This is a genomic window from Streptomyces humi, assembly GCF_001005085.2.
GTDB classification, from domain to species: Bacteria; Actinomycetota; Actinomycetes; order Streptomycetales; family Streptomycetaceae; genus Streptomyces; species Streptomyces humi.
Genome location: NZ_LBMU02000027.1, coordinates 164234 through 188595, shown reverse-complemented (window position 1 = coordinate 188595; position 24362 = coordinate 164234). Strand labels below are relative to the sequence as shown.

General features: G+C 74.1%; 21 protein-coding genes and 1 pseudogene. 11 read left to right on the top strand and 11 right to left on the bottom strand.

Going from position 1 to position 24362, the window contains the following annotated elements; all coding sequences use genetic code 11:
- The first annotated feature begins 211 nt into the window (after positions 1 to 211).
- Positions 212 to 1339 (top strand): NADH:flavin oxidoreductase, encoded by a 1128-nt coding sequence (locus AAW13_RS13020; protein ID WP_046730946.1) that lies wholly within the window; start codon positions 212 to 214, stop codon positions 1337 to 1339.
- 269 nt (positions 1340 to 1608) lie between these two features.
- Complete coding sequence (locus tag AAW13_RS13015) at positions 1609 to 3162, top strand: carboxylesterase/lipase family protein (RefSeq protein ID WP_046730945.1); 1554 nt, start codon at positions 1609 to 1611, stop codon at positions 3160 to 3162.
- 64 nt (positions 3163 to 3226) lie between these two features.
- Here AAW13_RS13015 and AAW13_RS13010 read toward each other — a convergent pair whose 3' ends face one another.
- The 3 genes and pseudogenes from AAW13_RS13010 to AAW13_RS13000 form a co-directional block, all read right to left on the bottom strand.
- Positions 3227 to 4021 (bottom strand): SDR family NAD(P)-dependent oxidoreductase, encoded by a 795-nt coding sequence (locus AAW13_RS13010; protein WP_046730944.1) that lies wholly within the window; start codon positions 4019 to 4021, stop codon positions 3227 to 3229.
- 76 nt (positions 4022 to 4097) lie between these two features.
- Positions 4098 to 4436, bottom strand: a pseudogene (locus AAW13_RS13005) (GNAT family N-acetyltransferase); the annotation flags it as partial.
- A 9-nt stretch (positions 4437 to 4445) separates the two neighbouring features.
- Positions 4446 to 5024, bottom strand: coding sequence for a hypothetical protein (locus tag AAW13_RS13000; protein ID WP_046730942.1), 579 nt, complete (start codon positions 5022 to 5024; stop codon positions 4446 to 4448).
- Positions 5025 to 5135: 111 nt separating this feature from the next.
- On the opposite strand from AAW13_RS13000, the gene AAW13_RS12995 reads away from it, so the two are divergent.
- Both AAW13_RS12995 and AAW13_RS12990 read left to right on the top strand, forming a co-directional pair.
- On the top strand, positions 5136 to 6047 hold the full coding sequence (locus AAW13_RS12995; RefSeq protein WP_046730941.1) for an aminoglycoside phosphotransferase family protein: 912 nt from the start codon (positions 5136 to 5138) through the stop codon (positions 6045 to 6047).
- A gap of 125 nt (positions 6048 to 6172) precedes the next feature.
- Positions 6173 to 7744, top strand: a complete 1572-nt coding sequence (locus tag AAW13_RS12990) for a subtype B tannase (RefSeq protein ID WP_046731001.1) — start codon at positions 6173 to 6175, stop codon at positions 7742 to 7744.
- On the opposite strand, the gene AAW13_RS12985 is transcribed toward AAW13_RS12990, so the two are convergent.
- The 3 genes from AAW13_RS12985 to AAW13_RS12975 all read right to left on the bottom strand — a co-directional run bounded on the left by AAW13_RS12985 (position 7680) and on the right by AAW13_RS12975 (position 11159).
- Positions 7680 to 9137 carry a PTS transporter subunit EIIC gene (locus AAW13_RS12985; RefSeq protein WP_046730940.1) on the bottom strand — a complete coding sequence of 486 codons (1458 nt, stop codon included), beginning with the start codon at positions 9135 to 9137 and terminating at the stop codon, positions 7680 to 7682. The two genes, AAW13_RS12990 and AAW13_RS12985, sit on opposite strands and share 65 nt — an antisense overlap.
- 16 nt (positions 9138 to 9153) lie before the next feature.
- The gene (murQ, locus tag AAW13_RS12980; RefSeq protein ID WP_046730939.1) at positions 9154 to 10083 is read right to left on the bottom strand and encodes an N-acetylmuramic acid 6-phosphate etherase; all 930 of its coding nucleotides are present in this window, start codon (positions 10081 to 10083) and stop codon (positions 9154 to 9156) included.
- 137 nt (positions 10084 to 10220) lie between these two features.
- Positions 10221 to 11159: a MurR/RpiR family transcriptional regulator gene (locus AAW13_RS12975; RefSeq protein ID WP_046730938.1), complete on the bottom strand. Its 939-nt coding sequence runs from the start codon at positions 11157 to 11159 to the stop codon at positions 10221 to 10223.
- 55 nt (positions 11160 to 11214) lie between these two features.
- On the opposite strand from AAW13_RS12975, the gene AAW13_RS12970 reads away from it, so the two are divergent.
- Together AAW13_RS12970 and AAW13_RS12965 are read left to right on the top strand one after the other, a co-directional pair.
- Entirely contained in the window at positions 11215 to 11601 is a 387-nt protein-coding gene (locus tag AAW13_RS12970; RefSeq protein ID WP_046730937.1) for a hypothetical protein, read from the top strand.
- Positions 11598 to 11867, top strand: a complete 270-nt coding sequence (locus tag AAW13_RS12965; protein WP_046730936.1) for a DUF4031 domain-containing protein — start codon at positions 11598 to 11600, stop codon at positions 11865 to 11867. The genes AAW13_RS12970 and AAW13_RS12965 overlap by 4 nt, the downstream gene beginning before the upstream one ends.
- Before the next feature lie 6 nt (positions 11868 to 11873).
- Here AAW13_RS12965 and AAW13_RS12960 read toward each other — a convergent pair whose 3' ends face one another.
- Together AAW13_RS12960 and AAW13_RS12955 are read right to left on the bottom strand one after the other, a co-directional pair.
- Positions 11874 to 12944: a GNAT family N-acetyltransferase gene (locus tag AAW13_RS12960; RefSeq protein ID WP_107483308.1), complete on the bottom strand. Its 1071-nt coding sequence runs from the start codon at positions 12942 to 12944 to the stop codon at positions 11874 to 11876.
- Positions 12945 to 12954: 10 nt separating this feature from the next.
- Positions 12955 to 13653, bottom strand: a complete 699-nt coding sequence (locus tag AAW13_RS12955; RefSeq protein WP_046730935.1) for an HD domain-containing protein — start codon at positions 13651 to 13653, stop codon at positions 12955 to 12957.
- A 47-nt stretch (positions 13654 to 13700) separates the two neighbouring features.
- On the opposite strand from AAW13_RS12955, the gene AAW13_RS12950 reads away from it, so the two are divergent.
- Both AAW13_RS12950 and AAW13_RS12945 read left to right on the top strand, forming a co-directional pair.
- Positions 13701 to 14369: a maleylpyruvate isomerase family mycothiol-dependent enzyme gene (locus tag AAW13_RS12950; protein WP_046730934.1), complete on the top strand. Its 669-nt coding sequence runs from the start codon at positions 13701 to 13703 to the stop codon at positions 14367 to 14369.
- A gap of 163 nt (positions 14370 to 14532) precedes the next feature.
- Entirely contained in the window at positions 14533 to 15318 is a 786-nt protein-coding gene (locus tag AAW13_RS12945) for a copper homeostasis protein CutC (RefSeq protein WP_079178796.1), read from the top strand.
- Positions 15319 to 15338: 20 nt separating this feature from the next.
- Here the strand turns inward: AAW13_RS12945 and AAW13_RS12940 are convergent, their stop codons facing one another.
- The gene (locus tag AAW13_RS12940) at positions 15339 to 17306 is read right to left on the bottom strand and encodes a HelD family protein (protein ID WP_046730998.1); all 1968 of its coding nucleotides are present in this window, start codon (positions 17304 to 17306) and stop codon (positions 15339 to 15341) included.
- A gap of 465 nt (positions 17307 to 17771) precedes the next feature.
- On the opposite strand from AAW13_RS12940, the gene AAW13_RS12935 reads away from it, so the two are divergent.
- Both AAW13_RS12935 and AAW13_RS12930 read left to right on the top strand, forming a co-directional pair.
- Entirely contained in the window at positions 17772 to 17951 is a 180-nt protein-coding gene (locus AAW13_RS12935) for a hypothetical protein (RefSeq protein ID WP_046730933.1), read from the top strand.
- A 168-nt stretch (positions 17952 to 18119) separates the two neighbouring features.
- A complete protein-coding gene (locus AAW13_RS12930) occupies positions 18120 to 19205 on the top strand; it encodes a glycosyltransferase 87 family protein (RefSeq protein WP_079178806.1) in 1086 nt (361 codons plus the stop codon).
- Here AAW13_RS12930 and AAW13_RS12925 read toward each other — a convergent pair.
- Entirely contained in the window at positions 19163 to 20806 is a 1644-nt protein-coding gene (locus AAW13_RS12925; protein WP_046734077.1) for a DNA repair helicase XPB, read from the bottom strand. The two genes, AAW13_RS12930 and AAW13_RS12925, sit on opposite strands and share 43 nt — an antisense overlap.
- 237 nt (positions 20807 to 21043) lie before the next feature.
- On the opposite strand from AAW13_RS12925, the gene AAW13_RS12920 reads away from it, so the two are divergent.
- Entirely contained in the window at positions 21044 to 21583 is a 540-nt protein-coding gene (locus AAW13_RS12920) for a hypothetical protein (protein WP_046734076.1), read from the top strand.
- Positions 21584 to 21662: 79 nt separating this feature from the next.
- On the opposite strand, the gene AAW13_RS12915 is transcribed toward AAW13_RS12920, so the two are convergent.
- Positions 21663 to 24227, bottom strand: coding sequence for a helicase-associated domain-containing protein (locus AAW13_RS12915; protein ID WP_046734075.1), 2565 nt, complete (start codon positions 24225 to 24227; stop codon positions 21663 to 21665).
- Between the last annotated feature and the right edge of the window lie 135 nt (positions 24228 to 24362).

The following is a 24362-nucleotide window of genomic DNA, read 5'->3' as shown; positions in this document are numbered from 1 at the left end:
TGCTCGCAGGGCGGGGGGCGCTGCGGCCATCCGATAAGAGCGGCGCTTCGTGGCGGGGGTCACACGGCTCGGGTGCGGGAGCGGGAATGCGCGCGTCCGGGCAGACCGTTGTGCACAGACGTGCACTCGATGCGTGTGCACATACCGTCTGGTCTATGGACTCGGGTACCCCCACCCCCGGTACCCGACCTACTCACGAGGAGCCCCCCACGTGACCGTCACCACGCCCCCCGCCTCCCGCGCGGCCGAGATCCTCTCCCGTCCCATCGCCCTGAACGGGCTGACGGTCCCCAACCGGATCGTGATGGCGCCGATGACCCGCCAGTTCAGCCCCGGCGGCGTCCCCGGCGAGGACGTGGTCTCGTACTACTCCCGCCGGGCCGCCGCCGGTGTCGGTCTGATCGTCACCGAGGGGACGTACGTCGGCCACGACTCGGCCGGGCAGAGCAGCCGCGTCCCGCGGTTCCACGGCGAGGAGCAGCTCGCGGGCTGGGCCAGGGTCGCCGAGGGCGTGCACGCGGCCGGCGGCACGATCGTCCCGCAGCTGTGGCACATCGGCATGGTCCGCAAGCAGGGCCAGCCGCCGTTCGCGGACGCGCCCGCCGTCGGCCCCTCCGGCATCCGCCTGGACGGCACCGAGGGCGAGGGCAAGGAGATGACCCGGCAGGACCTGGACGACGTGATCGCCGCGTTCGCCACGGCCGCGGCCGACGCCGAGCGCATCGGCTTCGACGGCGTCGAGCTGCACGGCGCTCACGGCTACCTGCTGGACCAGTTCCTGTGGGCGGGCACCAACCGCCGTTCCGACGCGTACGGCGGCGACCCGGTCGCCCGTACGAAGTTCGCCGCCGAGATCGTCGCCGCGGTCCGCGCCTCGGTCTCCGCCGAGTTCCCCGTCGTCTTCCGCTTCTCGCAGTGGAAGTCCGACAACTACGACGCCCGCCTCGCCGAGACCCCCGAGGAGCTGGAGGCGATCCTCACGCCGCTGGCCGCCGCCGGTGTCGACGCCTTCCACGCCTCCACCCGCCGCTACTGGCTCCCCGAGTTCGACGGCTCCGACCTGAACCTGGCCGGCTGGACCAAGAAGCTCACCGGCAGGCCGACCATCACCGTCGGCTCGGTCGGCCTCGACGGCGACTTCATCAAGGGCTTCCAGGGCGAGGGTTCCCCGGTCAAGGGCATCGACGACCTCCTCGACCGCCTGGAGCGCGAGGAGTACGACATGGTCGCCGTCGGCCGTGCCCTCCTCCAGGACCCCGAGTGGGCGTCGAAGGTGCTGGCCGGCGACACGGCCGCCCTGAAGCCGTACGACGCGGCGGCCCTGAAGTCCCTGAGCTGAGCCGAGCCACGCTGAGCCGAGCCACGCGGACCGGCGGGACGGGGCGGGGCGGGGACGCGCGTGATCACCGGAACACGGTCATGACCAGAGCGACCCCGCCCCGCACCGGCAGGGAGAGAACGCCGAGGACCAGGGCCAGGATCCACGCCGTGTCCGCCCCCGGGCTCCGGTGCACGGGCTACGGCACGGCCGCGTGCACGCCGGCACTTGTGGGCTGTGCCGTGCGTTCCACCGGTGACCACCAGTCGGCGATGCGAAGGTGAGTGACCATGACCACGAGCGAGCCCTCCCAGTCGGTCTCCGGAGCCGAAGGCCCCGTCGCGCGTACCGCCGCCGGTGCCGTGCGCGGACTCCGGGAGGACGGCCTCGCGGTCTTCCGGGGCATCCCGTTCGCCGAGCCCCCGGTGGGGGAGGCGAGGTTCGCGGCGCCCCGGCCCGCCCGCTCGTGGGACGGGACCCGGGAGGCGTACGCCTTCGGCCCGCCGCCCCCGCAGGACCTGGGCATCCAGGGGCGCACCGGCGTACTGGACGCCCCCGAGGGCGACGACTGGCTGACGGTGAACGTGTGGACCCCCGCCCCGGACCCGGCCGCCCGGCGCCCGGTGATGGTGTGGATCTACGGCGGCGCCTACAAGCTGGGCCACTCCGGCAGCCCCGGCTACGACGCGCGGCGCATCGCCCGTGCGGGTGACGTCGTCGTGGTCACCCTCAACTACCGCGTCGGCATGGAGGGGTTCGCCCACATCGAGGGCGCGCCCGCGAACCGCGGCCTGCTGGACCAGGTAGCGGCCCTGGAGTGGGTGCGGGAGAACATCACGGCGTTCGGCGGCGACCCCGGGCAGGTCACGGTCTTCGGCGAGTCCGCGGGCGCCGGGTCGGTGGCCTCCCTCCTCGCGATGCCGAGGGCACGCGGCCTGTTCCGGCGGGCGATCGCGCAGAGCGTCCCCGGCACCTTCTTCTCCGCCGAACTGGCCGAGGACATCGGCCGGGCCCTGGCGGCCGAGGCCGGGCTGCGCCCCACGGTGGCCGACCTGGCGACGACCGATCCCCGGCGGCTGACCGAGGCCGGGCAGGCGCTGGGCGTCAAGATGGCCCAGTACGTGGACCGTTGGGGCCGGATCGCGCCGACCGTCACCCCGTTCTCCCCGGTGGTCGACGGTGACGTGCTGCCCGCCACCCCCTGGCAGGCCCTCGCCTCCGGCGCCGCCCGGGACGTGGACCTCCTCGTCGGCCACAACCGCGACGAGTTCCGCCTCTTCCTGGTGATGGGCGGCATGTACGGCAAGATCACGGACGAGCAGGCGACCGGCGCGCTGCGGCTGTTCGCGCCCGGCGGCGAGGCGGGCGAGCGGGCCTACCGCGCGGCCTACCCCGAGGCGTCACCGACCGCTCTGTACGAACAGGTCCAGACGGACTGGCTGTTCGCCATGCCCTCGCTGCGCCTGGCGGAGGCCCAGACCGCGGGCGGCGGCCGCGCCCACCTCTACGAACTGACCTGGGGCGCCCCGGGCAGCGGCGGTCTGCTCGGCGCCTGCCACGGCCTGGACATCCCGCTGCTCTTCGGCACGTTCGAGGCGGACCTCGCCAACCTCCTCTGGGCCGGGGCCGGCGTCACCCCCGAGGCCGAGACCCTCTCCGCCCGTTTCCGCACCGCGTGGACTGCGTTCGCGAGGACGGGAGATCCGGGCTGGCCGGCGTACGACCCCGAGCACCGCCGCACCCAGGTCCTGGACACGACCCCGACGGTCACGCCGTACCCGGAGGAGACCACGCGGCGGCTGTGGGAGGGGTACGACTTCACCCCGTCGCCGCTGCTCGGCTGACCCGGGCCGACGGTCGCCCCAGGCTGCTCAGGGCTCTCAGGGCTCTCAGGGCTCTCAGGGCTGCTCAGGGCAGGATCGCGTCGACGTATCCGCCGTCCACGCGCAGGGCGCCGCCGGTGGTGGCCGAGGCCTGGTCGGAGCTGAGGTAGACGACCATGTGGGCGATCTCCTCCGGTTCGATCAGGCGCTGGAGCAGCGACTGCGGCCGGTGCTCGCGCATGAAGGCGCGCTGCGCCTCGTCCCAGGGCAGGTCGCGGTCCACGAGTTCGTAGACGAAGTCCTCGACGCCGCCGGTGTGGGTGGGACCGGCGATCACGGAGTTCACCGTGACGCCGGTACCCGCCGCCTGCTTGGCGAAGCCGCGGCCGACCGCGAGCAGCGCGGTCTTCGACATGCCGTAGTGGATCATCTCGGCGGGGATGACGACCGCCGAGTCACTGGCGATGTACTGCACGCGCCCCCACCCGCGTTCGGTCATCCCCGGCAGGTACATCCGGGTCAGCCGGACGGCGGCCAGGACGTTCACCTCGAAGTAACGCCGCCACTCGTCGTCGCTGATCTTCAGGGGGTCCTCGGAGCCGAAGATCCCCAGGTTGTTGACGAGGACGTCGACGTCCGGCAGGAGTTCGGCCGCCCGCCGGGCCCCGTCGTCGCCGCTCACGTCCGCCGCGACCGGGACGAGGTCGGCGCCGGGCGCCTGCTCCGCCAGCCGGGCGACGCTGTCCCGGACGCGTTTCTCGTCCCGGCCGTTGACGCCCACCCGGGCCCCGGCGCGGGCCAGCCCGACGGCGATCGCCGCGCCGATGCCCTGTGTGGAGCCGGTGACCAGTGCCGTGCGGCCCGTCAGATCGATCTTCATTGCGCCGAACCCCTTCCGCGTACGTGTCTCCGCTCAGGTACCCGGGACGGTGCCGTGACACATGGGGTCCGGGCGTTCACTGCCTGGATGGCGGCACCGGTCCCGTCGGCGGCACCGGTCCCGTCGGCGGTGCCGGGGTGATCCGCTTCTCGAACCAGTGATGGGCGTAGGGCTCGTCGTTGAAGGCGGGGACCTCCCGGAAGCCGAAGGAGTGGTAGAGGCTGATCGCGGCGTCGAGCGTCTTGTTGGTGTCGAGGCGCAGGGTGTCGTAGCCGTGCCCGGCCGCCCGCGCCTCCAGTTCGGTGAGGAACCGGCGGGCGAGGCCGAGCCGGCGGGCCCGCGGGGCCACCCACATGCGCTTGATCTCCGCCGGGGCCCCGGCCGGCAGCTTCACCCCGGCGCACCCGACGGCCTCGCACCGCCGCTACAGATTGCCGAGCGGCTCGATGTCGACGTGGACGGGAGTGCCCCACACCCGGAGCACCTCGTAGTCGGTGAACTCGTGCACCAGCCGGTAGGCCATCGCGGGCCGGGACCCGCGCCGCTGGGCTGCCAGGTACAGCTCGGCCTCCCGCCGGTCACGCCGGGGGGTGCCGCACAGCTCCCACTCCCGTCCGTTCCACGCCTCCGGCAGCCACCGCTGCTGCGCCTGCGGCCGGTCGGCCCGCACGCCGTACCGGGACATGGACGGCGCCGCGGCCTCGCCCTGCGCGGCCGGCCGCGGCCCGCCCCCGAACTCCGACCGCCGCGCCGCCCGCCGCCGTGTCTCGCACAGCAGGCACAGGTCGGGTGCGCTCTCGTCCACGGGGCCCTGCGGGTGCTCGGCGCACCGGGTGGTGGGCGCGGCGGCGCTGACGCTCTCCTCCAGCAGGTCGAGAGCGCGCCGCAGATCGTCCTTGACCTCGTGCAACTTCGCGTCGGGCGTGTCCCCGGTCAGCGCCTCCCCATGCTCCCCGAGCAGACGAAGCGCCCGTCCGAGGGCGGTGAGCTGGGCATGATTCATACGAACCAGCCTGGCACACACCACCGACAGCACCCCGGACGGCGGTCGGCCCCGGCGGTCGGGGGCGTAACTCGTTGGCTCTGTGGGGCGGGTGGTGGTCAGACTGCTGGGGTGGGGCTTCACGAGGGTGAGATCGCGGTCGGTGAGGGGCTGGTGCGGGGGCTGCTGGCGGCCCAGTGCCCGGAGTGGGCGGGGCTGCCGCTGGCGCGGGTCGGGGCGGGGACCGAGAACACCATGTACCGGCTGGGCGGAGACCTGCTGGTGCGGCTTCCCCGGACCGTGGAGAAGGGGCTGGCGCTGCGCAAGGAGCAGGAGTGGCTGCCGCGTCTGGCGCCCGCCCTGCCGTGCCCGGTGCCCGAGCCCGTGCACGCCGGGACGCCCACCGGCGCCTACCCGGCCCGCTGGTCGGTCTACCGCTGGATCGAGGGCGCCGAGGCCGGTCCGGACAGCGTCCGGGACTGGGCCGCCTTCGGCGCCGACCTGGCCGCGTTCGTACGGGAGTTGCACGGCATCGATCTCATGGGGGCGGTGCGCGCGGGTGACCTGAGCTGGTACCGCGGAGGCGGCCTGGGGGAGTGCGACGGCTGGGTCGGTGAGTACTTCGACGAGTGCCGCGCGGTCGCGGGCGCGGAACTCGACGTCGACACCCTGGAGCGGCTGTGGCGGGCGGCCCGCGCGCTGCCCGGGCCCCGGGGCCCGCACGTGTGGCTGCACGGCGACCTCAAGCCCACCAACCTCCTGGTCCGGGAGGGCCGGCTGCACGCGGTCATCGACTTCGGGTCCCTCTCGGTCGGTCACCCGGACGCCGAGCACTCCGTGCTCTGGGACCTGCCGGCGGCCGCTCGGCACGCCTACCGGGACGCGTCGGGCCTGGACGACGAGACCTGGGACCGGGCCCGGGGCTGGGCGATCGCCGTCGGTGTCAGCGGGGTCGCCTACTACTGGCGGACCTTCCCCGCCTTCGTCGCCGAGTGCCTGGCGCGGCTCCGGGCGATCCTCGCCGACGCCGCCGGACGTGGCTGAGAACAGCCCGGGGTTCCGGCGATATTGCTGACAATTTTGTGAACCAGTGCTCCACTGGGCCCCGTTGTCACGAGCCGCCTACTCAGGAGACGGAAGTGAAGCGAGTGAAGCGCAGAACTGTGGTCATGGGGCTCACCGCGGCCGCCGCGGTCCCCGCCGCCGGGCCCGCGACGGCCGCGCGGGCCGCGAGCCCGGCGCGGAAGGACCCCGCGGAGACGGCGGCCGACACGGCGGCCGGCACGGAGACCGCCTTGGTGTTCGACCCGAGCGCGTACACGGAGCTGACCACCGGCATCACCGACACCGCGGGCGCCACCCACGACGTGACGTACCGCTTCTACAAGGTCGCCGGCTACGTGGCGAACCCCGTGGACACCACGTACCAGGGACTCAACGTCAGCGTTCCGGTGTCCGTCGACGGGACCGCCGTCGACGCCACCCACGCGCCGATCCTGCTGGCCAACAACGTCGGCGGCTACATGCCGTCGTCCGTGGCGGGCGCGACCGGGATCGGCGGCGGGGGCGCCGGCGGGCCCGGCGGCCCGGGTGGCCCCGGTGGCCCCGGCGGCGGGAGCGGCGGCCCGAACCGGACGCTGCTCGCGCTGCTCGCCGGGTACGTCGTCGTCGAGCCCGGGGCCCGCGGCCGTACCCTCGTGGACTCGGCCGGCGTGTACTACGGGTGCGCGCCCGCCGCCATCGTGGACCTCAAGGCGGCCGTGCGCTACGTGAGGTTCAACCGGGGGCGCGTCCCGGGGGACGTGGACCGGATCGTCACCGCCGGGACCAGCGCCGGGGGCGCGCTCTCCGCGCTGCTCGGCACCTCCGGCGACAGCCCCCTGTACGCGGCGGAACTGGCGGCGCTGGGCGCGGCCGACGCGAGCGACGCGGTGTTCGCCAGCGCCGACTGGTGCCCGATCACCGACCTCGAACACTCCGACATGTCCTACGAGTGGTGCTGGGGCGGTAACCCCCTCGCCGACGGTACGACGGTAGACGCGACCGTGTCCGGTGAGCTGAAGGCCCAGTTCACCGAGTATCTGGCCGGACTCCGGCTCACGGCCCCCGGGTTCGGGCGGCTCACCGACCGCAACCTCGACGAGTACCTGCTCAGGACCCATCTGGAGCCCTCCGCGACCGCCTACCTGGCGGCCCTCTCCGACACCGACCGGGCCGCCTACCTGGCCGCGCACACCTTCATCGGCTGGGACGGCACGAACGCCACCTTCACCTGGGCGGACTTCCTCACCCACGTCGGCGCCCGGAAGAAGAACGCCCCCGCCTTCGACGCCTTCGACCTGTCCACCCCGGAGTGCAACGAGTTCGGCACCGGCACCACCGCCGTCCGCCACTTCACCCTCTACAGCCTGCGCCACGCGGAGGGTGACAGCGCACGCCTCGACGGCGACCTGCCCAGGAAGCTCGACCAGATGAACGCCATGTACCACGTGGCCGAGCGGGTCAACCCGAACCGGGCCCGGCACTGGTGGATCCGGCTCGGCACGAAGGACAGCGACACCTCGCTCACCGTCGCCGCCAACCTCGCCGCCAGGCTGAGGAACCTCGGCGACGACGTGAACATCAGGTACTACTGGGACGCCGGTCACGGCGCCGACCAGGACCCGGGGGACTTCGTCAGCTGGATCGCGGAGGTGACGGGTCACCCGGCGCGTTCGGCGCACTCCGCGCGGCGCCCCTGAACCCGACGTACGTGGCCAGGAAGCCGACCGCGTAACCGGTCAGCAGACCGCCCGCGTAGACCGCCGCCGCCAGGGCCGGGCCCCTGTTCCCCGTGACCAGCGGGAACAGGGCCCAGCCCGACGGACCGATCGCGGTGGCGCCCACCCGGTCGCCGAGCATCGCGAAGAACCCGACGAACGCGCCGCCGGCCGCCCCGCCCGCACAGGCGGTCAGGAACGGGCGGCCGAGGGGGAGCGAGACGCCGTAGATCAGGGGCTCGCCGACGCCCAGCAGACCCGCCGGGAGGGCCGACCTGATCGTCGTACGCAGCGAGGTGTCGTGGCGGAGCCTGACGTAGACGGCGAGGGCCGCGCCCACCTGGCCCGCGCCCGCCATCGCGAGCAGGGGAAGCAGCACGGTGTAGCCCTGCTGCTGGATCAGGGTGGTGTGGATGGGGATCAGGCCCAGCATGACCAGGGGGAGGAAGAGGCCGCCGAGGACCAGTCCGGCGAGCGGTCCGGTGGTGGCGAGGAGCCAGTTCGCGGCGGTGCCGATGGCGGTGGAGACGAGTCCGGCGACGTACATGAGGCCGTAGAGCGTGGCCAGTCCGGCGACGAGGACGGTGACGGTCGGGGTGAGGAGCACGTCGAGGGCGTCCGGGACCCGGCCCCGGCACCGCTTCTCGACGTACGTCGCCAGCAGCGCGGCGGCCAGGGCTCCGAGGACCCCGCCCTGACCGGGGGAGAGGGCGACCCCGAACGCGGTCACCTTCGCCACGCCCGGCGAGACCACGATCGCCGCGACAGCACCACCGAGCACCGGCGTCCCGCCGAACACCTTCGCCGTGTTGTAGCCGACGAAGACGCTGATCAGCGCCATGAAGCCGGAGGCGATCGCGGCGAGGGCGGGGGTCAGCCCGGTCAGCAGGCCGGCGTTCACGAGCAGCCCGTCCAGGCCGGCGAGCACCCCGCAGCCGATCAGAGCCGGGATGAGCGGCACGAAGACGTCGGCGATGCGGCGCAGGGCGCGCTTGAGGGGGGTCGCGTTCCGCCGGTCCCGGGCCGCCTTCAGCCCGGCCCCCCGCGCGGCAAGCCCGGTCGCGTCGCCCCCGGCGTCCGTACGGTCGTCGTTCGGCTCGTGGGCGGTCGCCCTTGCCGCGGCGGCGAGCACTGCTTCGAAGGCCGTGGTCACCGGTACCACCGCGCCCGGGCCGATCACCACCTGGAGGGTCTCCCCGTCGGCCACCACGCCCAGCACCCCGGGTACCGCCCGTACCGCCTCCCCGTCGACCCGCTCCGGGTCGGCGAGGCCCAGCCGCAGCCGGGTCATGCAGTGGGCGACGGAGATGACGTTCGCGGGGCCGCCCACGAGGGGGAGCAGCGCGGTGGCGGTGTCGTACGGCGATCTCTGCACCCTCCGAGCGTGCGGGTCAGCCGGCCGCCGCGGTGAGCGCCGCGCGCAGGTGGCCGCCGGACTCCTCCAGAAGGCGGGCGGCGGCCGGCCCGTCCACGCCGGCCAGGATCACCAGCACGGCGTTCTTCACCTCCCCGCCGGTCGCGGTGAGGGCGTCCTCGATCTCGGCGTCCGACGCGCCCGTGGCCAGCGCGACGATCCGCCGGGAACGGGCGCGCAGCTTGTCGTTCGAGGCGCGGACGTCGACCATCAGGTTCCCGTAGGTCTTGCCGAGCCGGATCATCGTGACCGTCGACAGCATGTTGAGGACGAGCTTCTGGGCGGTGCCCGCCTTGAGCCGGGTGGAGCCGGTCAGCAGCTCGGGGCCGACGACGACCTCGATGCCGTGCTCGGCGGCGGCCGCGAGCGCGCTGGCCGCGTTGCAGGAGAGACCGACGGTCAGGGCGCCGAGGGCGCGGGCGTGCTCGACGGCGCCGACGGCGTAGGGGGTGCGGCCGGACGCCGAGATCCCGACGACCGTGTCCGCCGCGCCGATCCCGAGCGCGTCCAGGTCCTGCCGGGCCAGCTCCGCCGAGTCCTCGGCACCTTCGACGGACGTGACCATGGCCGCGGGCCCGCCCGCGATCACCCCTACGACCTGACCGGGCCGGGTGTTGAAGGTGGGCGGACACTCGGAGGCGTCGAGGATCCCCAGCCGCCCGGCGGTGCCGGCCCCCGCGTACACCAGCCGTCCGCCGTGCGCCATCCGGGCGGCGACGGCGTCGATGGCGTCCGAGATCGCGGGCAGGCACCGCGCCACCGCGGCTGCGACCTGGGCGTCCTCGCCGTTCATCAGGCGGGCGATGTCGAGGGTGGGGAGTGTGTCGATCTCGGCGAGGTCCGGTCTGAAGGCCTCGGTGGTGAGCGAGTCGAGTTCGGCACGGAGGCCGTGGTGTTCGGTGGTCATGGGCAGACGGCTCTTTCCGACGCGGACGAGTGCATCAACTCAGGGGCGTTGGGGGCACCCCCGGCCGAAGGCCGGGGGAGGAACTGCGCGACCAGCCACAACCACCCGTGGCAGTGACGCGACACGCACCCCACGGTCTATCGCGGCAGACTCCGGTGCCGATGAGCGAGCGCCTCGTACGACGCCGCCAACGCCGGTGCCGCCGCTTCGAAGGTCCGCTGCGCCACGCCCACGAACAGACAATCCACCACCAGCAGCTGACTCGTCCGCGAGGACATCGCCGCGGGCCGAAGTTCACTCTCCCGCGACGTCGAGGTGGTGAGCACATGGTCGGCGTACTGCGTCACCGGCGCGTCCGGCCGCCCGGTGACGGCAACGGTCGTGGCCCCGCGCTCGAACGCGGCCCGCAGCGGCTCGATGACGTCCCCGGTGGACCCGGAGTGCGTGATGGCGATCGCCACGTCACCCGCCCGCAGCTGCACCGCGTTGGTGACGGCGAGGTGCGGATCACCGGGAGCATGCGCTATCAGCCCTATCCGCAGCAGCTTCTGCGTGAGGTCCTGGGCGACCAGACCGGACGCCCCGATGCCGTACACGTCGGTCCGCCGCGCCCCGGCGAGCGCGCTGACGGCCGCCCCCAGCTGCCCGGTGTCGAGGCCGGCGGCCGTGTCCGCCAGGGTCTGCTGCTCCTCGTACGCGAGTTTCGCGACGACGTCGGCGATCGGGTCGTCCACGGCGATGTCGGTGGTGATCGCGGGCGCCCGCCCCGACTGCTGCTGAGCGGCGAGCCCGGCGAGGGCGAGCCGCAGGTCGCGGTAGCCGGGGTAGCCGAGCAGCCGGGCCGTGCGCACGACGGTCGCCTCGCTGGTGCCGGTGAGTTCCGCGAGGCCGGTGACGGTGAGGGCGGCGCAGCCCGCGGGGTCCCCGGCGACCGCCTCCGCGACGCGCTGCATGGAGCGGGTCATGGAAGGCGCGAGGGTACGCACCTTGGCCGCGAGGGCGGCCGGGGCCGGCGGGTTCGCGCCCGGCGGGCCGCTTCCGTGCGGAGTGAAAATTTCCTTCACCTCCTCGGTCACCCTTGAAAGATATTTTCGTATCGGGCTCCGGGTCAAGACCGCGCACAATGGGACCATGGACCCCGTAAGCCCCCTGGAACAGTCGTTGCACGCCGCCCGCGCCCTGGTGCTCGCGGATCTCGTCGCGGGCGAGGTCGCCGAGGCGGACGTGGTCTCCCTGGTCGAGGACTCCGTCGTGCAGCGGCGCTGGTGGGTCGAGCAGTGGCCGGAGGGCGCGGGGTACGTGGCGGGGCTGGTCGCCCAGGACGTGCAGGACGCGCTCCTGGAGCGGTACGGCCGCTGGCCGTTGTGCCCGGTGTGCGGCTCCGGCGACCCGCACGCCCTGGACGTGGAACCGGAACTCGGCCCCGATCCGCACTGGGTGTGCCACAAGGCGGGCGTGAAGGTCGCCTCCGTCGGCTCGCTCGGCCGGGCCACCGGCAGCGGGACGTCGTCCTCGTGACCGTCTACATCGACCCGCCGAACTGGCCGGGCCACGGCCGGATGTGGTCCCACCTGGTCAGCGACGTCTCCTACGCCGAACTGCATGGCTTCGCCGAGGAACTGGCCGTCCCGCGCCGCGCCTTCGAACGCGACCACTACGACATCCCCTCCCACCGCTACGCCGACGCGGTACGGGCCGGCGCCGTGGAGGTCAGCAGCCGTGAGGTGGTACGACTGCTGCACGGGGCGGGGCTGCGCAGACGCAAGAGCGACGCTCCCCGGTGACGGCCGCTACCCGGCGCGCAGTTCGAAGGCCGGCCCCTCGCCGGCCGCGCTCACCCTGGTGAAACCGGCGCGGGAGAGCACGGCCTGGGAGGGGGCGTTGGCGGGTTCGGTCGTCGCGAACACGGAGCGTACGTCGTCGCGGGCCAGTGCCCAGTCGGCCAGGGCGCGGAGCGCCTCCGTCGCGTAGCCGTGGCCGCGGGCGGCCTCGGTCAGGTCGTAGCCGATCTCGACGCGGCCCTCCTCGTCCGGCGCGGAGTGGAAGCCGATACCGCCGACCGCCAGGCCGTCGTCGCGGCGGACCAGTGCGAAGACCCCGAACTCCGGCCGGTGCACGCCCCCTTCGTACGCCTTCAGCAGGAAGCCGGCCGCGTCCCGGGTGCCCTCGTACGGGCCGCCCTCGATCCACTCGAAGCCGCCGTCGCCGCCGAGGCGCAGGTCACGGGCCTCCGCGGGGCGGATGCCGACCAGGTCGAGGCGTTCGGCGGGGATGACGAGGTTGTTGTTCCAGCGCCAGCCGGTGACGGGGGCACGGCCGGGCAGCCCGCCGCGGCCGGTCGCCCACAGCAGGGTCTCCCAGGGCGCCGGGCCGGGCTGGACGTGCGGGAACAGGTAGGCGAGGACGGACTCGGCGAGCTCCTCGGCGGGACGGTAGGGGAGCCCCAGGCCCTGTGCCATGTCGTGCGTGTGCAGCAGTACCTCGGCCACCCCCATCGCGGCGAAGCCCGCCCGGTCGGCACTGCGGAAGGGGTACGGGTGGAAGGCGCGGACCTGCCGGGAGGTGGTGCGGACGGTGGCGGCGAGCAGGGCGCCGGTCGTCTCGATCACGTGCAGCAGACCGGAGTTGTCGGTGCCGTCGTCGAGCGTGAGCTCGAAGGGCACGTACGCGTCCCGGGCGCGGCCGGCCAGGTTGGCGGCGTACGCGACGAGGTCGTCGGCGACATGGACCGCCGTCTGATGGCAGTTCCAGTCCAGCCCGCCGGCCGTCACCTCGGTCCAGTTCCGGTCCACTGCCGCCCCCAGGGCCGCCACACAGCCCGCGACGGCCGCTGTCACCTGATCCCCGCCCATTTCACGCATGGGCCGCACCCTAGGACGCCGGATCCTCGGCGGTCGACAGCATTTCCAGCTCGGCGGTGAGGTTGTAGCGGGCGGTCGGCTCCCACTCGGTGCGGCCGTACGGCGTTCTGAACAGCCTGGGCAGATCCAGGAGTTGGCGAAGTACCGCGGAACGGCCCGCCCGGAAGGCCTCGTTGGGCACGAAGTGGTACTCCTCGCGCACCTCGGCGGTGTAGGCGGCGTACGCGGCGGGCGGAGCGGCCAGGATCGCCAGGTCGGCGTCGCACAGCACCTCGCCGTTGCGGTCGCCGGGGGCCGGGTCGTGGGTGACGGTGAGCCGCACCAGGCGGGCCACCTCGGCGGTGCCGGCCCCGGGCACCCCGGCCTCGGGCAGGGCGCGCTCGGCGAGCCGGGCCGAGCGCTCCTCGTTCTCCGAGCGGTCCGGCGCGTACACCGCGTCGTGGAACCAGGCGGCGAGCCGGACCAGGTCCGGCTCGTCCGCGTACTCCGCCAGCACGTCGACACGGTCGAGGACCGCGGTGAGGTGGGCGAGCGTGTGATACCGCCGCTGGGGCTCCTGCCAGCGCTCCAGCAGCGCGTCGGCGTACCGGGCGGGGTCTGGGTGACGGGCGGGGTCGGGGTGAAGGGCGGAGTCGGGGTGGCGGGCGTCGTCCGTCGTGCCGCGGAGGGCGCGCAGCCACCGGGAGCGCAGGTCGTCGAGATCGGCCATGCGCCCATTCTCGCGCGCTCCGCCCACCCCGCCCTAGCGTGGCGGGCATGACTCTTGACGACGTACGCGATCCCCAGCTGCCCGGACGTCTCCTCACCGTCGAACGCGACACCCTGCTCCCGCTGCTGCGCGCCCGGCCGGACGCGGACTTCGCGCTGCCGGCCGGCGCGTGTCCCGGATGGACGGTGCGCGATGTGCTCGCGCACTGCTCGTCCGCGCTGGCCCGGGTGGTGGAACACCGTTTCGAGACGGGCGTGTTCTCGCCCGCGTCGAACGACCGGGACATCGCGGAGCGCGCCGAGTGGACGAACGCGCGCGTGCTGGACGAACTGGAGCGCGGGATGACCGAGGCCGGGGCGGTGATCGCGGGCCGGGAGGACGGTGTGTTCGACCCGATCGCGCTCGGTGAGTGGGTGCACGCCGGTGACGTCCGCGACGCCCTCGGGGAGCCCGGGGCGTACGCGGGCGAGGGACTGCCGCACGCCCTCGCGCTGCTGGCCCGGGTGACCCGCGGGCGGGGCCACCTGCGGGTGCAGGCCGACCTGGACGACGTGGACGAGCCCCTGCAACTGGGCGAGCCGAGCGGAACCAGGACCCCGGCCCGCTTCATCGGGGACGCGGCGACGCTCGTACGGCTGTACACCGGGCGTTCCGTGGACGGCGCGACCTACGAGCTGACGGGAGCGGCGGCCGGGGAGCTGAACCTCTACGCGTGACGCGGGCCGCGCGACGGTGCGACGGGCCGCGCGACGGTGCGGCGGGCCGGGTGACGGAGGAGGCGGTCTCGCGGGCGCCGGTGTTCCCCGCGTACCCTGGATTGGACTAGACCTCCTGTGGTCGGTCGCATGGGTACACGGGGAACACCACGGAAGGGGCCCTATGAGCACGCGTGCAGTCCTGGAGGTGATCGCCCTCGACGCCGAGGACGCGGTCGCCGCCCAGGCCGGAGGCGCGGACCGCCTCGAACTGGTCACCGACATGGCGGCCGACGGGCTGACCCCGCCGACCAGGACCTTCACCGCGATCCGGGCCGCCGTCGACATCGACCTGCGCGTGATGCTGCGGCTGGCGGACGGGTTCGCGGCGGGGGACGCCGACCGCCTGGTGGACGTGGCCGGGGAACTGCGGGCGGCCGGCGCCGACCAGTTCGTGCTCGGGTTCCTCGACGCGGCGGGCGCGGTGGACCTGCGCGCGGTGGAACGGGTGGTGGAGGTGCTGGCGGGCTGCCGGTGGACCTTCCACCGGGCCATCGACCGGTCCGCCGACCGGGATGCCCTGCGCAAGGAGCTCGCCGACATGCCGGGCCTGGACACGTACCTCACGGCGGGCGCCGCGACGGGCGTGGACGAGGGGCTCCCCAGGCTGCTGGCCGAGGCGGGCCGACGCGGGGAGCCCGGCTACGGTCAGACGCTCCTGGTCGGCGGGGGCCTGCGACTCGACCACGTGCCCCACCTCCTGCCGGCGGGCATCGACGCCTTCCACATCGGCGGCGCGGCCCGCCCGGGTGGCTGGGCCGCGCCGGTGTCGGCGGAGGCGGTACGGGAGTGGCGGCAGGCGCTGGACCGCCCTTCACCGGTCCCGCCCAGGGACGCGGGGAACCACGCGACAAGCCTTCACGCACACGCGCCCGCACCCGGCGACGGTTCCCGGGTGGCACCGCACTAGCCCCGCCGCCCCCCGGCCGCTCAGACCAGCTGCGGTGGCAGCGGGGCCGCGTGGGTCACGATCAGGCCGGACACGGCCCGGGTGAGGGTCACGTACAGGCGCCGCAGGCCGGTGCGTTCGTCCGGTTCGCCGTCGACCACCGCCTGCGGTTCGTCGAGGACCACGTAGTCGTACTCCAGGCCCTTGGCGAGCGAGGCCGGGACCAGCGTGAGGCGGGTCTCGGCGGTGGTCTCCTCACCGGGGGCGAGACAGCCGATGCCCGCCGCCGCCAACGCCTCCGCGAGGTCCGGCACCCGCGCGTCCGCCGCGATCAGACCCGTCGAGCCCTCGTTGCGCAGCAGCTCCTCGCAGGCCGCCACCACGTCGGCGACCCCGGTGACGGCGCGGAGGTCGAAGAACCCGGGGTTCTCACGGACCGAGGCGACCGGGGTCAGGCCGGGGGCGATGTGCGGGAGGAGCCGCGAGGCGTAGGTGATCACGTCGGTGGGGACGCGGAAACCCGCCGTCAGCTCCTCGATCACGCCGTCCGCCTTGCCGAGGTGGGCCAGCGCCTCGTCCCAGCTCCGGGTCGCCCAGGGCGTCGTGCCCTGCGCCAGGTCGCCGAGGACGGTCGCCGAGCCCGTGGTGCAGCGGCGGCCCACCGCGCGGTACTGCATCGGCGACAGGTCCTGCGCCTCGTCGAGGACCACATGGCCGAGCGAGTGCGTCCGCTCCACCAGATCCGTCGCCTCGTCGATCAGCACGGCGTCCGCGGGCGACCAGCTGGCCGCCTTCACCGACCGCACGGGCTTCGCCCGGACGATCCTCTTCTGCTCGTCCTCGGTGAGGATCCCGTCGGCGTGCTCCGCCAGGAAGTCCGCGTCCGTGAGCAGGCGCAGCACCAGCTTCGCCGGGTCGACCGGCGGCCAGAGCTGCTTCACGGCCGCCTTCACCGCCGCGTTGCGCGCCACCGAGTCCTGCACGCGGTCGTCGGGCGCCTCCCCGGACCGCTCCATCTGGACCAGCACCGCGTGCGCGATGCGCTGCGGCAGGGCCTCGCGCGCGGCGCCGTACCGGATCCCCCGCTCCAGCAACTCGCGGACGATGTCCTCCAGTTCGTACGCCGGAACCCGCCAGCGCCGGGAGCCGCGGACCACCACGACCGGCTCGGCGGGCATCGTGACGTGCGCGTACACGGCCCGGCGCAGGACCTCCGCCATCCTGGCGTCGCCCTTGACGACCGCGGCGGCCGCGTCGTCGGTCCCCCGCAGCTCGACGTGCCGGCCCACCAGGTCGTCCACCGTCGCCTGCTGGACCGTCAGCTCGCCCAGCGCGGGCAGCACCTGCTCGATGTAGTGCAGGAAGGACTTGTTCGGGCCGATGACGAGGGTGCCGGTGCGGGCCAGCCGCTCCCGGTGCGCGTAGAGGAGGTAGGCCACCCGGTGCAGGCCGACGGCCGTCTTCCCGGTCCCCGGCCCGCCCTGCACGCACACCGTGCCGCCCAGCCCGCTGCGCACGATCTCGTCCTGCTCCGGCTGGATGGTCGCGACGATGTCGCGCATCGGGCCGACACGCGGCCGCTCGATCTCCTGCTGGAGCAGCTTGCTGGTGCGTGCCGCCTCCGCCGGATCCGACAGGTGCTCGTCCTCGTACGCCGTGATCTCGCCGCGCGTGTAGCCGAACCGGCGGCGCAGCGCGATGTCCATCGGGTCCTTCTTGGACGCCCGGTAGAACGGCTGCGAGACCGGCGCCCGCCAGTCGATGACCATCGGGTCGCCGTCGTGGTCGTGCACGTGCCGGCGGCCGATGTAGAAGCGCTCCCCGTCCGCGCCCTCGGCCTGGTCGGCGCCGGGGGCGTGCAGGTAGTCGAGGCGGCCGAAGAAGAGCGGGGTGTCGCTGAGGTCCGCCAGCGCCTTGATGCGCTCGTCGATCTGGCGGGCCAGGACCTCGGCGTTGACCCAGTTCGCGGTGACGTTGCTGATGTCCAGCGACTCCACGTCCTCACGCATGGCGCGCAGGGCGGCCCGGGACTCGCTGAGGTGGGAACGCTCGCGGGAGAGGAGATCGGTGCCGACGCCGGTGCCGGTGCTGGTGGCGGTGGTGGCGGCTGCGGTGGCGGGGGCCGTGGGCCGGTCCGGGAGCGGGTCGTGGGCGGGCGTGGACAAGGGAGTGCCTCCGAAAGGCCTGCGGTGGACGGCGCGTGCGGGTTGTCGCGCGGATGGCGATCAGCCGACCGGTTTCCGTCCGGGCGGCGGCACTCCGGGGTGGGAGGCGGGCAAGAGCGGAGATTCTAGTGAGGTGGGGGTGGGGGAGGCCAATGGATTTTCCCGGCCCTCCGACCCCTAGGGGGAGGCTCACCCGGAAGGCGGGTCGGAGGTAGGGGTGGAGGTCCGTCCTGGGGTGGACGGACACGTGCCGGAAATTGGACCTCTGGACCGATGCCGTCCATATGTCCGAAGTTCCATCATTGAGGCATGAGCGCAGCAACCATCAACCCGGCCCCCAGCCGTCCGCCCGGCGCCACAGCCGTGGACGGCGTCCCCCACCACCGCCTGGGCGACGCCCTGCGAGCCGTCAAGGTGTTCGTCACCGCGGCGTTCAGCGTCGCCGTACTCGGCGAGTACGGCGAGGAGGCGGGCATACGCCGCAAGTGACGGCATAGGGTCACCACCGTGCCGAACCGCACGGTGTCGTCGCCCCGCGCCCGCCTGCCCGACCCCCGCCCGCCCCGCTCCCGCCCGCCGCGCCTCCTCCTGTCCGTCTCCCTCCTCGCGGTCTCCTTCTCCTCGCTGGCCGCCCTCTGCCTCCTGCTCCACGCCCCGATGGCCGACCTGCTGGTCTACCGGGCCGAGGGCGAGGCCGTGGTGCACGGCGGTGACCTGTACGGCTTCACCGTCACCCGGTGGCGGCTGCCGGCGACGTATCCGCCCTTCGCGGCGGTCCTCTTCGTCCCGACGACCTGGATCCCCGTCCCGGCCCTGAAGGTGACGTTCCTCGCGGGCAACGCGCTCCTGCTCGCCCTCCTCGTCGCCCTCTCCGCCCGGCTGGCCGGCCGCACCGCGTCCCTGCCCGTGCTGTGCGCGGCCACCGCGGGCGCCCTCTGGCTGGAGCCGGTCTTCCAGACCCTCCTCTTCGGCCAGATCAACCTCGCGATCGCCTGCCTGGTCCTGTGGGACCTCACCCGCCCGCCGGGCGCCCGCGCCCGGGGCGTGGCCCTGGGCATCGCGACCGGCATCAAACTCACCCCGGCGGTCTTCATCGCCTATCTGTTCCTCACCGCACGCAGGAAGGAGGCGGCTGTCGCGACGGCGTCCTTCGCGGGCACGGCACTGCTCGGTGCCGTGCTCCTCCCCTCGGCCGGCGTGGACTTCTGGACGGGGCGCCTGTTCGAGACCGGCCGGGTGGGCAAGGCCTGGATCGTCGACAACCAGTCGCTCCAGGGGCTGACCGCCAGGGCCCTGCACACGGCCACACCCGGCCTGACCTGGGCGGTCCCGACGGCCGCGGTGGCGGCGACGGGCCTGTGGCTGGCGTCCCGCACCCACCGCGTCGACCATGACCCGCGGGACCGCTGGGGCATCCTCGTCACCGCGTTCACGGCGCTGCTGATCAGCCCGATCAGCTGGTCCCACCACTGGGTGTGGTGCGTCCCGCTCCTGGCGGTGCTGCTCGCGACGGGACGTCCGCGACCGGCCCTGACGGCCGCGGCCCTGTTCACCGCCCGCTCGATGTGGCTGCTGCCCCACGAGGGCGATCTGGACCTGCGCCTCCCGTGGTGGCAACAGCCGCTCGCGGCGCCGTACCCGCTGTTCGGGCTGGCGCTGCTGACGGCCGCGGCCGTGGCCCTGCGGCGGGCCGGCCGGGCTCAGCCCTCCGCGAGCAGTTCGTCCGCGTCCACGATCCGGTAGGCGTACCCCTGCTCCGCCAGGAAGCGCTGCCGGTGGGCGGCGAAGTCCTGGTCGATCGTGTCGCGGGCGACGACGGAGTAGAAGTGGGCCTGGTGGCCGTCGGCCTTGGGGCGCAGGACCCGGCCGAGACGCTGGGCCTCCTCCTGACGGGAGCCGAAGGTGCCCGACACCTGGATGGCGACCGTCGCCTCCGGCAGGTCGATGGAGAAGTTGGCGACCTTGGAGACGACCAGCACGCTGATCTCGCCCTCACGGAAGGCGTCGAAGAGCTTCTCGCGCTGGGCGTTGGAGGTCTCGCCCTTGATGACGGGCGCGTTCAGGTGCTCGCCCAGTTCGTCGAGCTGGTCGATGTACTGGCCGATGACCAGGATCTGCTGACCCGCGAAACGCTTCACGATCGCCTCCGTGACCTTCCGCTTGGTCGCGGTGGTCGCACAGAAGCGGTACTTCTCCTCGGTCTCGGCGGTGGCGTAGGCGAGCCGCTCGGAGTCGGTGAGGTTGACCCGCACCTCGACGCAGTCGGCGGGCGCGATGTAGCCCTGCGCCTCGATCTCCTTCCAGGGGGCGTCGAAACGCTTGGGCCCGATGAGGGAGAACACGTCCGATTCCCGGCCGTCCTCGCGCACGAGGGTGGCCGTCAGCCCCAGCCGCCGGCGCGCCTGAAGGTCGGCGGTGAACTTGAAGACCGGAGCCGGCAGCAGATGGACCTCGTCGTAGACGATCAGACCCCAGTCGCGGGAGTCGAAGAGTTCGAGGTGCGGGTAGACACCCTTCCGCTTCGTCGTGAGCACCTGGTACGTGGCGATGGTGACCGGCCGGATCTCCTTGCGGGTGCCGCTGTACTCGCCGATCTCGTCCTCGGTGAGGCTGGTCCGCTTGACCAGCTCGTGCTTCCACTGCCGCGCGGAGACGGTGTTGGTGACGAGGATCAGGGTCGTCGACTTGGCCTGTGCCATGGACCCGGCGCCGACCAGCGTCTTCCCCGCGCCACAGGGCAGCACGACGACACCGGACCCGCCGTGCCAGAAGTTCTCCACGGCCTGCTTCTGGTACGGCCGCAGCGCCCAGCCGTCCTCCGCGAGCTCGATCGGGTGCGCCTCGCCGTCCACGTACCCGGCGAGGTCCTCGGCGGGCCAGCCCAGCTTCAGCAGGGTCTGCTTGATCTGCCCGCGTTCGGAGGGGTGCACGGCGACGGTGTCCGGGTCGATCCGGGAGCCGACCAGCGGGATGATCCGCTTGGAGCGCAGGATCTCCTCCAGGACCGGCCGGTCGGTGGTCGTCAGCACCAGCCCGTGCGCCGGGTGCTTGGAGAGCGTCAGCCGCCCGTACCGGTCCATCGTCTCGGCGATGTCGACCAGCAGCGCGTGCGGCACGGGGTAGCGGCTGTACTCCACCAGGGCGTCCACGACCTGCTCGGCGTCGTGCCCGGCCGCCCGCGCGTTCCACAGGCCCAGCGGGGTCACGCGGTAGGTGTGGATGTGCTCCGGTGCCCGCTCCAGCTCGGCGAAGGGCGCGATGGCCCGACGGCAGTCGTCCGCCCGCTCGTGGTCCACTTCGAGGAGCAGGGTCTTGTCGGACTGGACGATCAACGGACCATTCACGCGCGGCACCCTTTCCCTTCGGTCCATGCGGCCATCGCCGTGGCGGCCATCGTCATGGACCAAACTCCCAGTGTGCCTGATGCGCGAACGATCACCTTCGCCGTCGGACGGAACACGTGCCCTCGGTGCCCGGCCGGCGTGGGTGTCCGATCGTCCTGTGCAACCTTGCGACCGTTTCGGGTGTCATGTCCGGGGGGAGCCGCGCGGCGCGTGCGGCTCGGGGAGGAGCGCGGGGTGATGTCCGTACGTATCTGGGGGACCGGTGCCGGGGCCCTGGTGGTGCTGGTGGCGGCCGGGGCGTGGGCGCGCGGGTCGAGTGCGGTGGACCCCGGCCTGTGGGCCCGGGTGCGGCCCGCGGTCGAGGCCCGGCTCGTGGCGCAGTCCGCCGGGACCGGCGCGGGGGAGAGCGAGCCCGCCCTGAGGACACGGTGGTTCTGCCGGGCCGAGGCCCTGGACCTGGAGCAGAACGGGGACCGGGTGCGGGCCGGCGTCGACAGCCTGTGCGAGGAGTACGGCGTGCACGCGGGCGCCCTGGTGTTCTGTAGCGGCGCGGAGACACCGCAGGTGATCCGGCTGGAGCGGGACGGGCCGGACGGCGGCTACCGCGTGGTCTCCCAGGAGGAGCAGCCGGAGGACGCGGACGCCGGGTGGAACGCGAGCCACTTCAGCCCCTACGCGGTGTCCCGCCTCGACCGGGGGATGGGCTCCGGGGCGCTGCGGTCGGCGGCCCGGAGCCACTTCGGCCTGCCGCCGGACGCGCCGGTCCGGGACTGCTGAGCCCGCGGTCCGGCAGCGCCTCGAAGGGGCCCGAGGAACCGCGCGACCAGCCACGACAGGTGCCGCGGACGGTCGACGGCTACTCCTCCGCCAGTTCCGCCACCCCGGTCACCCGGTGCAGGGGATAGGTGCGGACCTCGTCGGCGGTGTGGTCGTACGCCGTGACGAAGCCGCCCTCCACGCGGATCGGGGCGACGACGCGCTGGCTGGCGGTCCCCTCGGCGTTGACGTAGCCGATCCAGAGCGTTCCGCCGGTGAGGACGGCCGCCTGCATGGTGGCGAGGGTCTCGGCGGCGGTGGTGCGCGGGAGTTCGCCGCCCTGCACGCTCGTGCCGGAGCTCTTGCGCGGGGTGGTGGCGGCCAGGTCGCCGGCCCGGATCGCGCGGATCGCGGCGGCGAGGAGCGTGGGGTCCGGCGGCGGCGGGCCGTCCGGCACCGGCTCCGGGGCGGTGCGCGGCGGGGTGCGGTGGGCGTCGGCACGGGTGATCAGGACGTCGCCCTCCGCGGACTCGGCGGCGGGCGCGTAGCCCATGGCGCGCAGGCCCTCCAGGAGGGTCGCGGGGTCGGCCTGGGTGGCGAGGACGGTCGGCGCCAGGCGGCGCAGCCGGAGGGCGGCGGCGCGCTTGTCGGCCAGGATCTCGCCCAGGACCGTGTCGTCGTCGCAGCGGACGTACGCCGAGGCCGCGCCGACCCGCAGGTGGCCGTGCCTGCGGGCCACGTCGTCGACCAGGTACGAGAGCGGCTGCGGGACCGGTGTGCGGGAGTGGGTGGCCAGGAAGGCGTGCAGGTCGGTGGCGGTGCGGCCGGCGTCGAGGGCGCGGCGGACGGAGGCCGGCGTGAACCGGTAGACCGTGGCGCCGCCCTTCGACTCGACGTCGGCGAGGACACCCAGCGCGTCGGCGAGCGGGCGGCGCAGCGGACCCGGGGCGACCGCCGTCAGGTCGGCCTGGAGCAGCACGTGGTCGAGGGGTTCGGGAAGGAGCGGGGTGAGCAGCCGGCCGGCGTTCGCGGTGGCCACGGCCTGCTCGGGCGGGGAGAGCGGTTCGAGCGTCGCGAGGGCGGTGAGGGCGGTGAGGGCGGTGAGGGAGGGGACGCCGTGGTGGTGGCGCACGGGGAGTTTGTCGCCGGGGCCCTCCGCCGCCGGTTCGGCCGTCCTCGGGACGGGCGGTGCGCCGAGCAGGGCCCGGCCGTGCGCCGACAGCGCCCCGCGCCCGGTCACCCCGAGCATCTCGGCCTCGGACAGGGCCCAGCGGGCCAGCCGGGTCCGCAGGTCCTCGCCCTGCTGCTGCGGGCCGCGCAGCGGGCGTTCCCAGCGCAGCCGGGCCAGTACCGACCCGGCGGCCGGGGCGGCGCCCTCCGGGAGCCCGGCCAGCAGGGCCAGCACCCGGTGCCGTACCTCCGGGGCGGCGGACCGGTCCAGGCCCGGCCCGAGTGCCGACAGGGCGCGGTCCTTGGCGTCCCGGCCGCCGACCAGACCGGAGCTGCGGGTCGCGGTGAGCCAGGCCTCGGCCAGCCGGGACCAGCGTTCGGCGGGCGGGCGGTCCAGCCACTCGTCGTAGGCGGGGGTGGCCGCGTAGCGTTCGTCGGCCTCGCCGTCGGAGGCGAGCAGTCCGGCCGCGTAGGCCAGCTCGACCCAGAACGCGGCGACCGGCTCGGGCACGTCCAGGGCCACCGCCGTCCGCTTCAGGTCACGGACGCTGAGGCCGCCGGCCCGCAGTACGGCGGGTCCGCCCTCGTCCCAGTCCTTCAGCAGCTCCTCGACGGTGGCGAGCGCGGTGTACGCCTGCCCGGCCGCGGTGGCGTCCACGACCGGTGGGCGGTGCGTGGCGGCCGGCTCCACGGCGGGCGGCACCGGCTCCGGCTCGCGGTGCGCGCGGCCCTCGCGCAGGTGCAGGGCGACCTCGCGGGGCAGGACCACCGTGCCCGGCGCGGTCGGCAGCAGCAGGCCGCGGTCCAGGAGCCAGCGCAGATGGGCCGCCGGTTCGGGGGTGACCTGGCCGTACGGCGGCCCCCAGACCAGCCGGCCCAGGACCTCCAGGGACTCGGCGGGCCCGGCCGCGAGCAGCCTGGCCATCTTCTTCCGGTGGCCGAAGAGGGCGGTGAGCTTGTCCACGGCGGAGACCGGGTCGTGCGTGGAGGGCAGCCCGGCGGCGGTGAGGATCTCCTGGATCCGGCCCGGCGACATGCCCGTGGTGGCTTCCCGCACGGTCGGGCCGAGACCGGTCGGGGAGGGATGCTGCGGGGACGGCGCCAGCACCTCCCGCGCGGTCCGCACCAGCCGCAGCCGCTCGTCGTCCCCCCACACCAGTGCCTGGTCCCGGAGCGCCCCGAGGGCGTGCGGCAGGGCGGCGGCCACGGCCGGGTCCCCGGCGTCGCCGGCCATCAGCCGTTGCAGCTCCCCGTACGACGCGGGGTCGCCGGCCACCGCCAGCGCCTCCGCGGTTTGCAGGGTGAAGCGGTCCAGCCGTTCCAGGGCGCGCAGCACCGAGGCCCGGGTGCCGGCCCGGGTGGCCAGTTGCGTGAGGTCGGTGGGGACGGGGGTGATGAGATCGGGGCGGGCGCGCAGCAGCAGCGCCAGGGAGGCGTCGTCCCTGGCGCGAAGCGCCTCCGCGAGGGAGCGCGGCGGTGTGGCCGGGTTGCTCATCCGACCCACGGTAGCGGGTGCGGGGTCGGGACCGGGATCATCCGTGCGCGACCGGCGACCGTGCTGCTCGCGGACGCGCTGCCCGCCGGTGTCCCGGCCGACATGAGCCGTGGCCTGCGCTACCGTCGTCGCGGG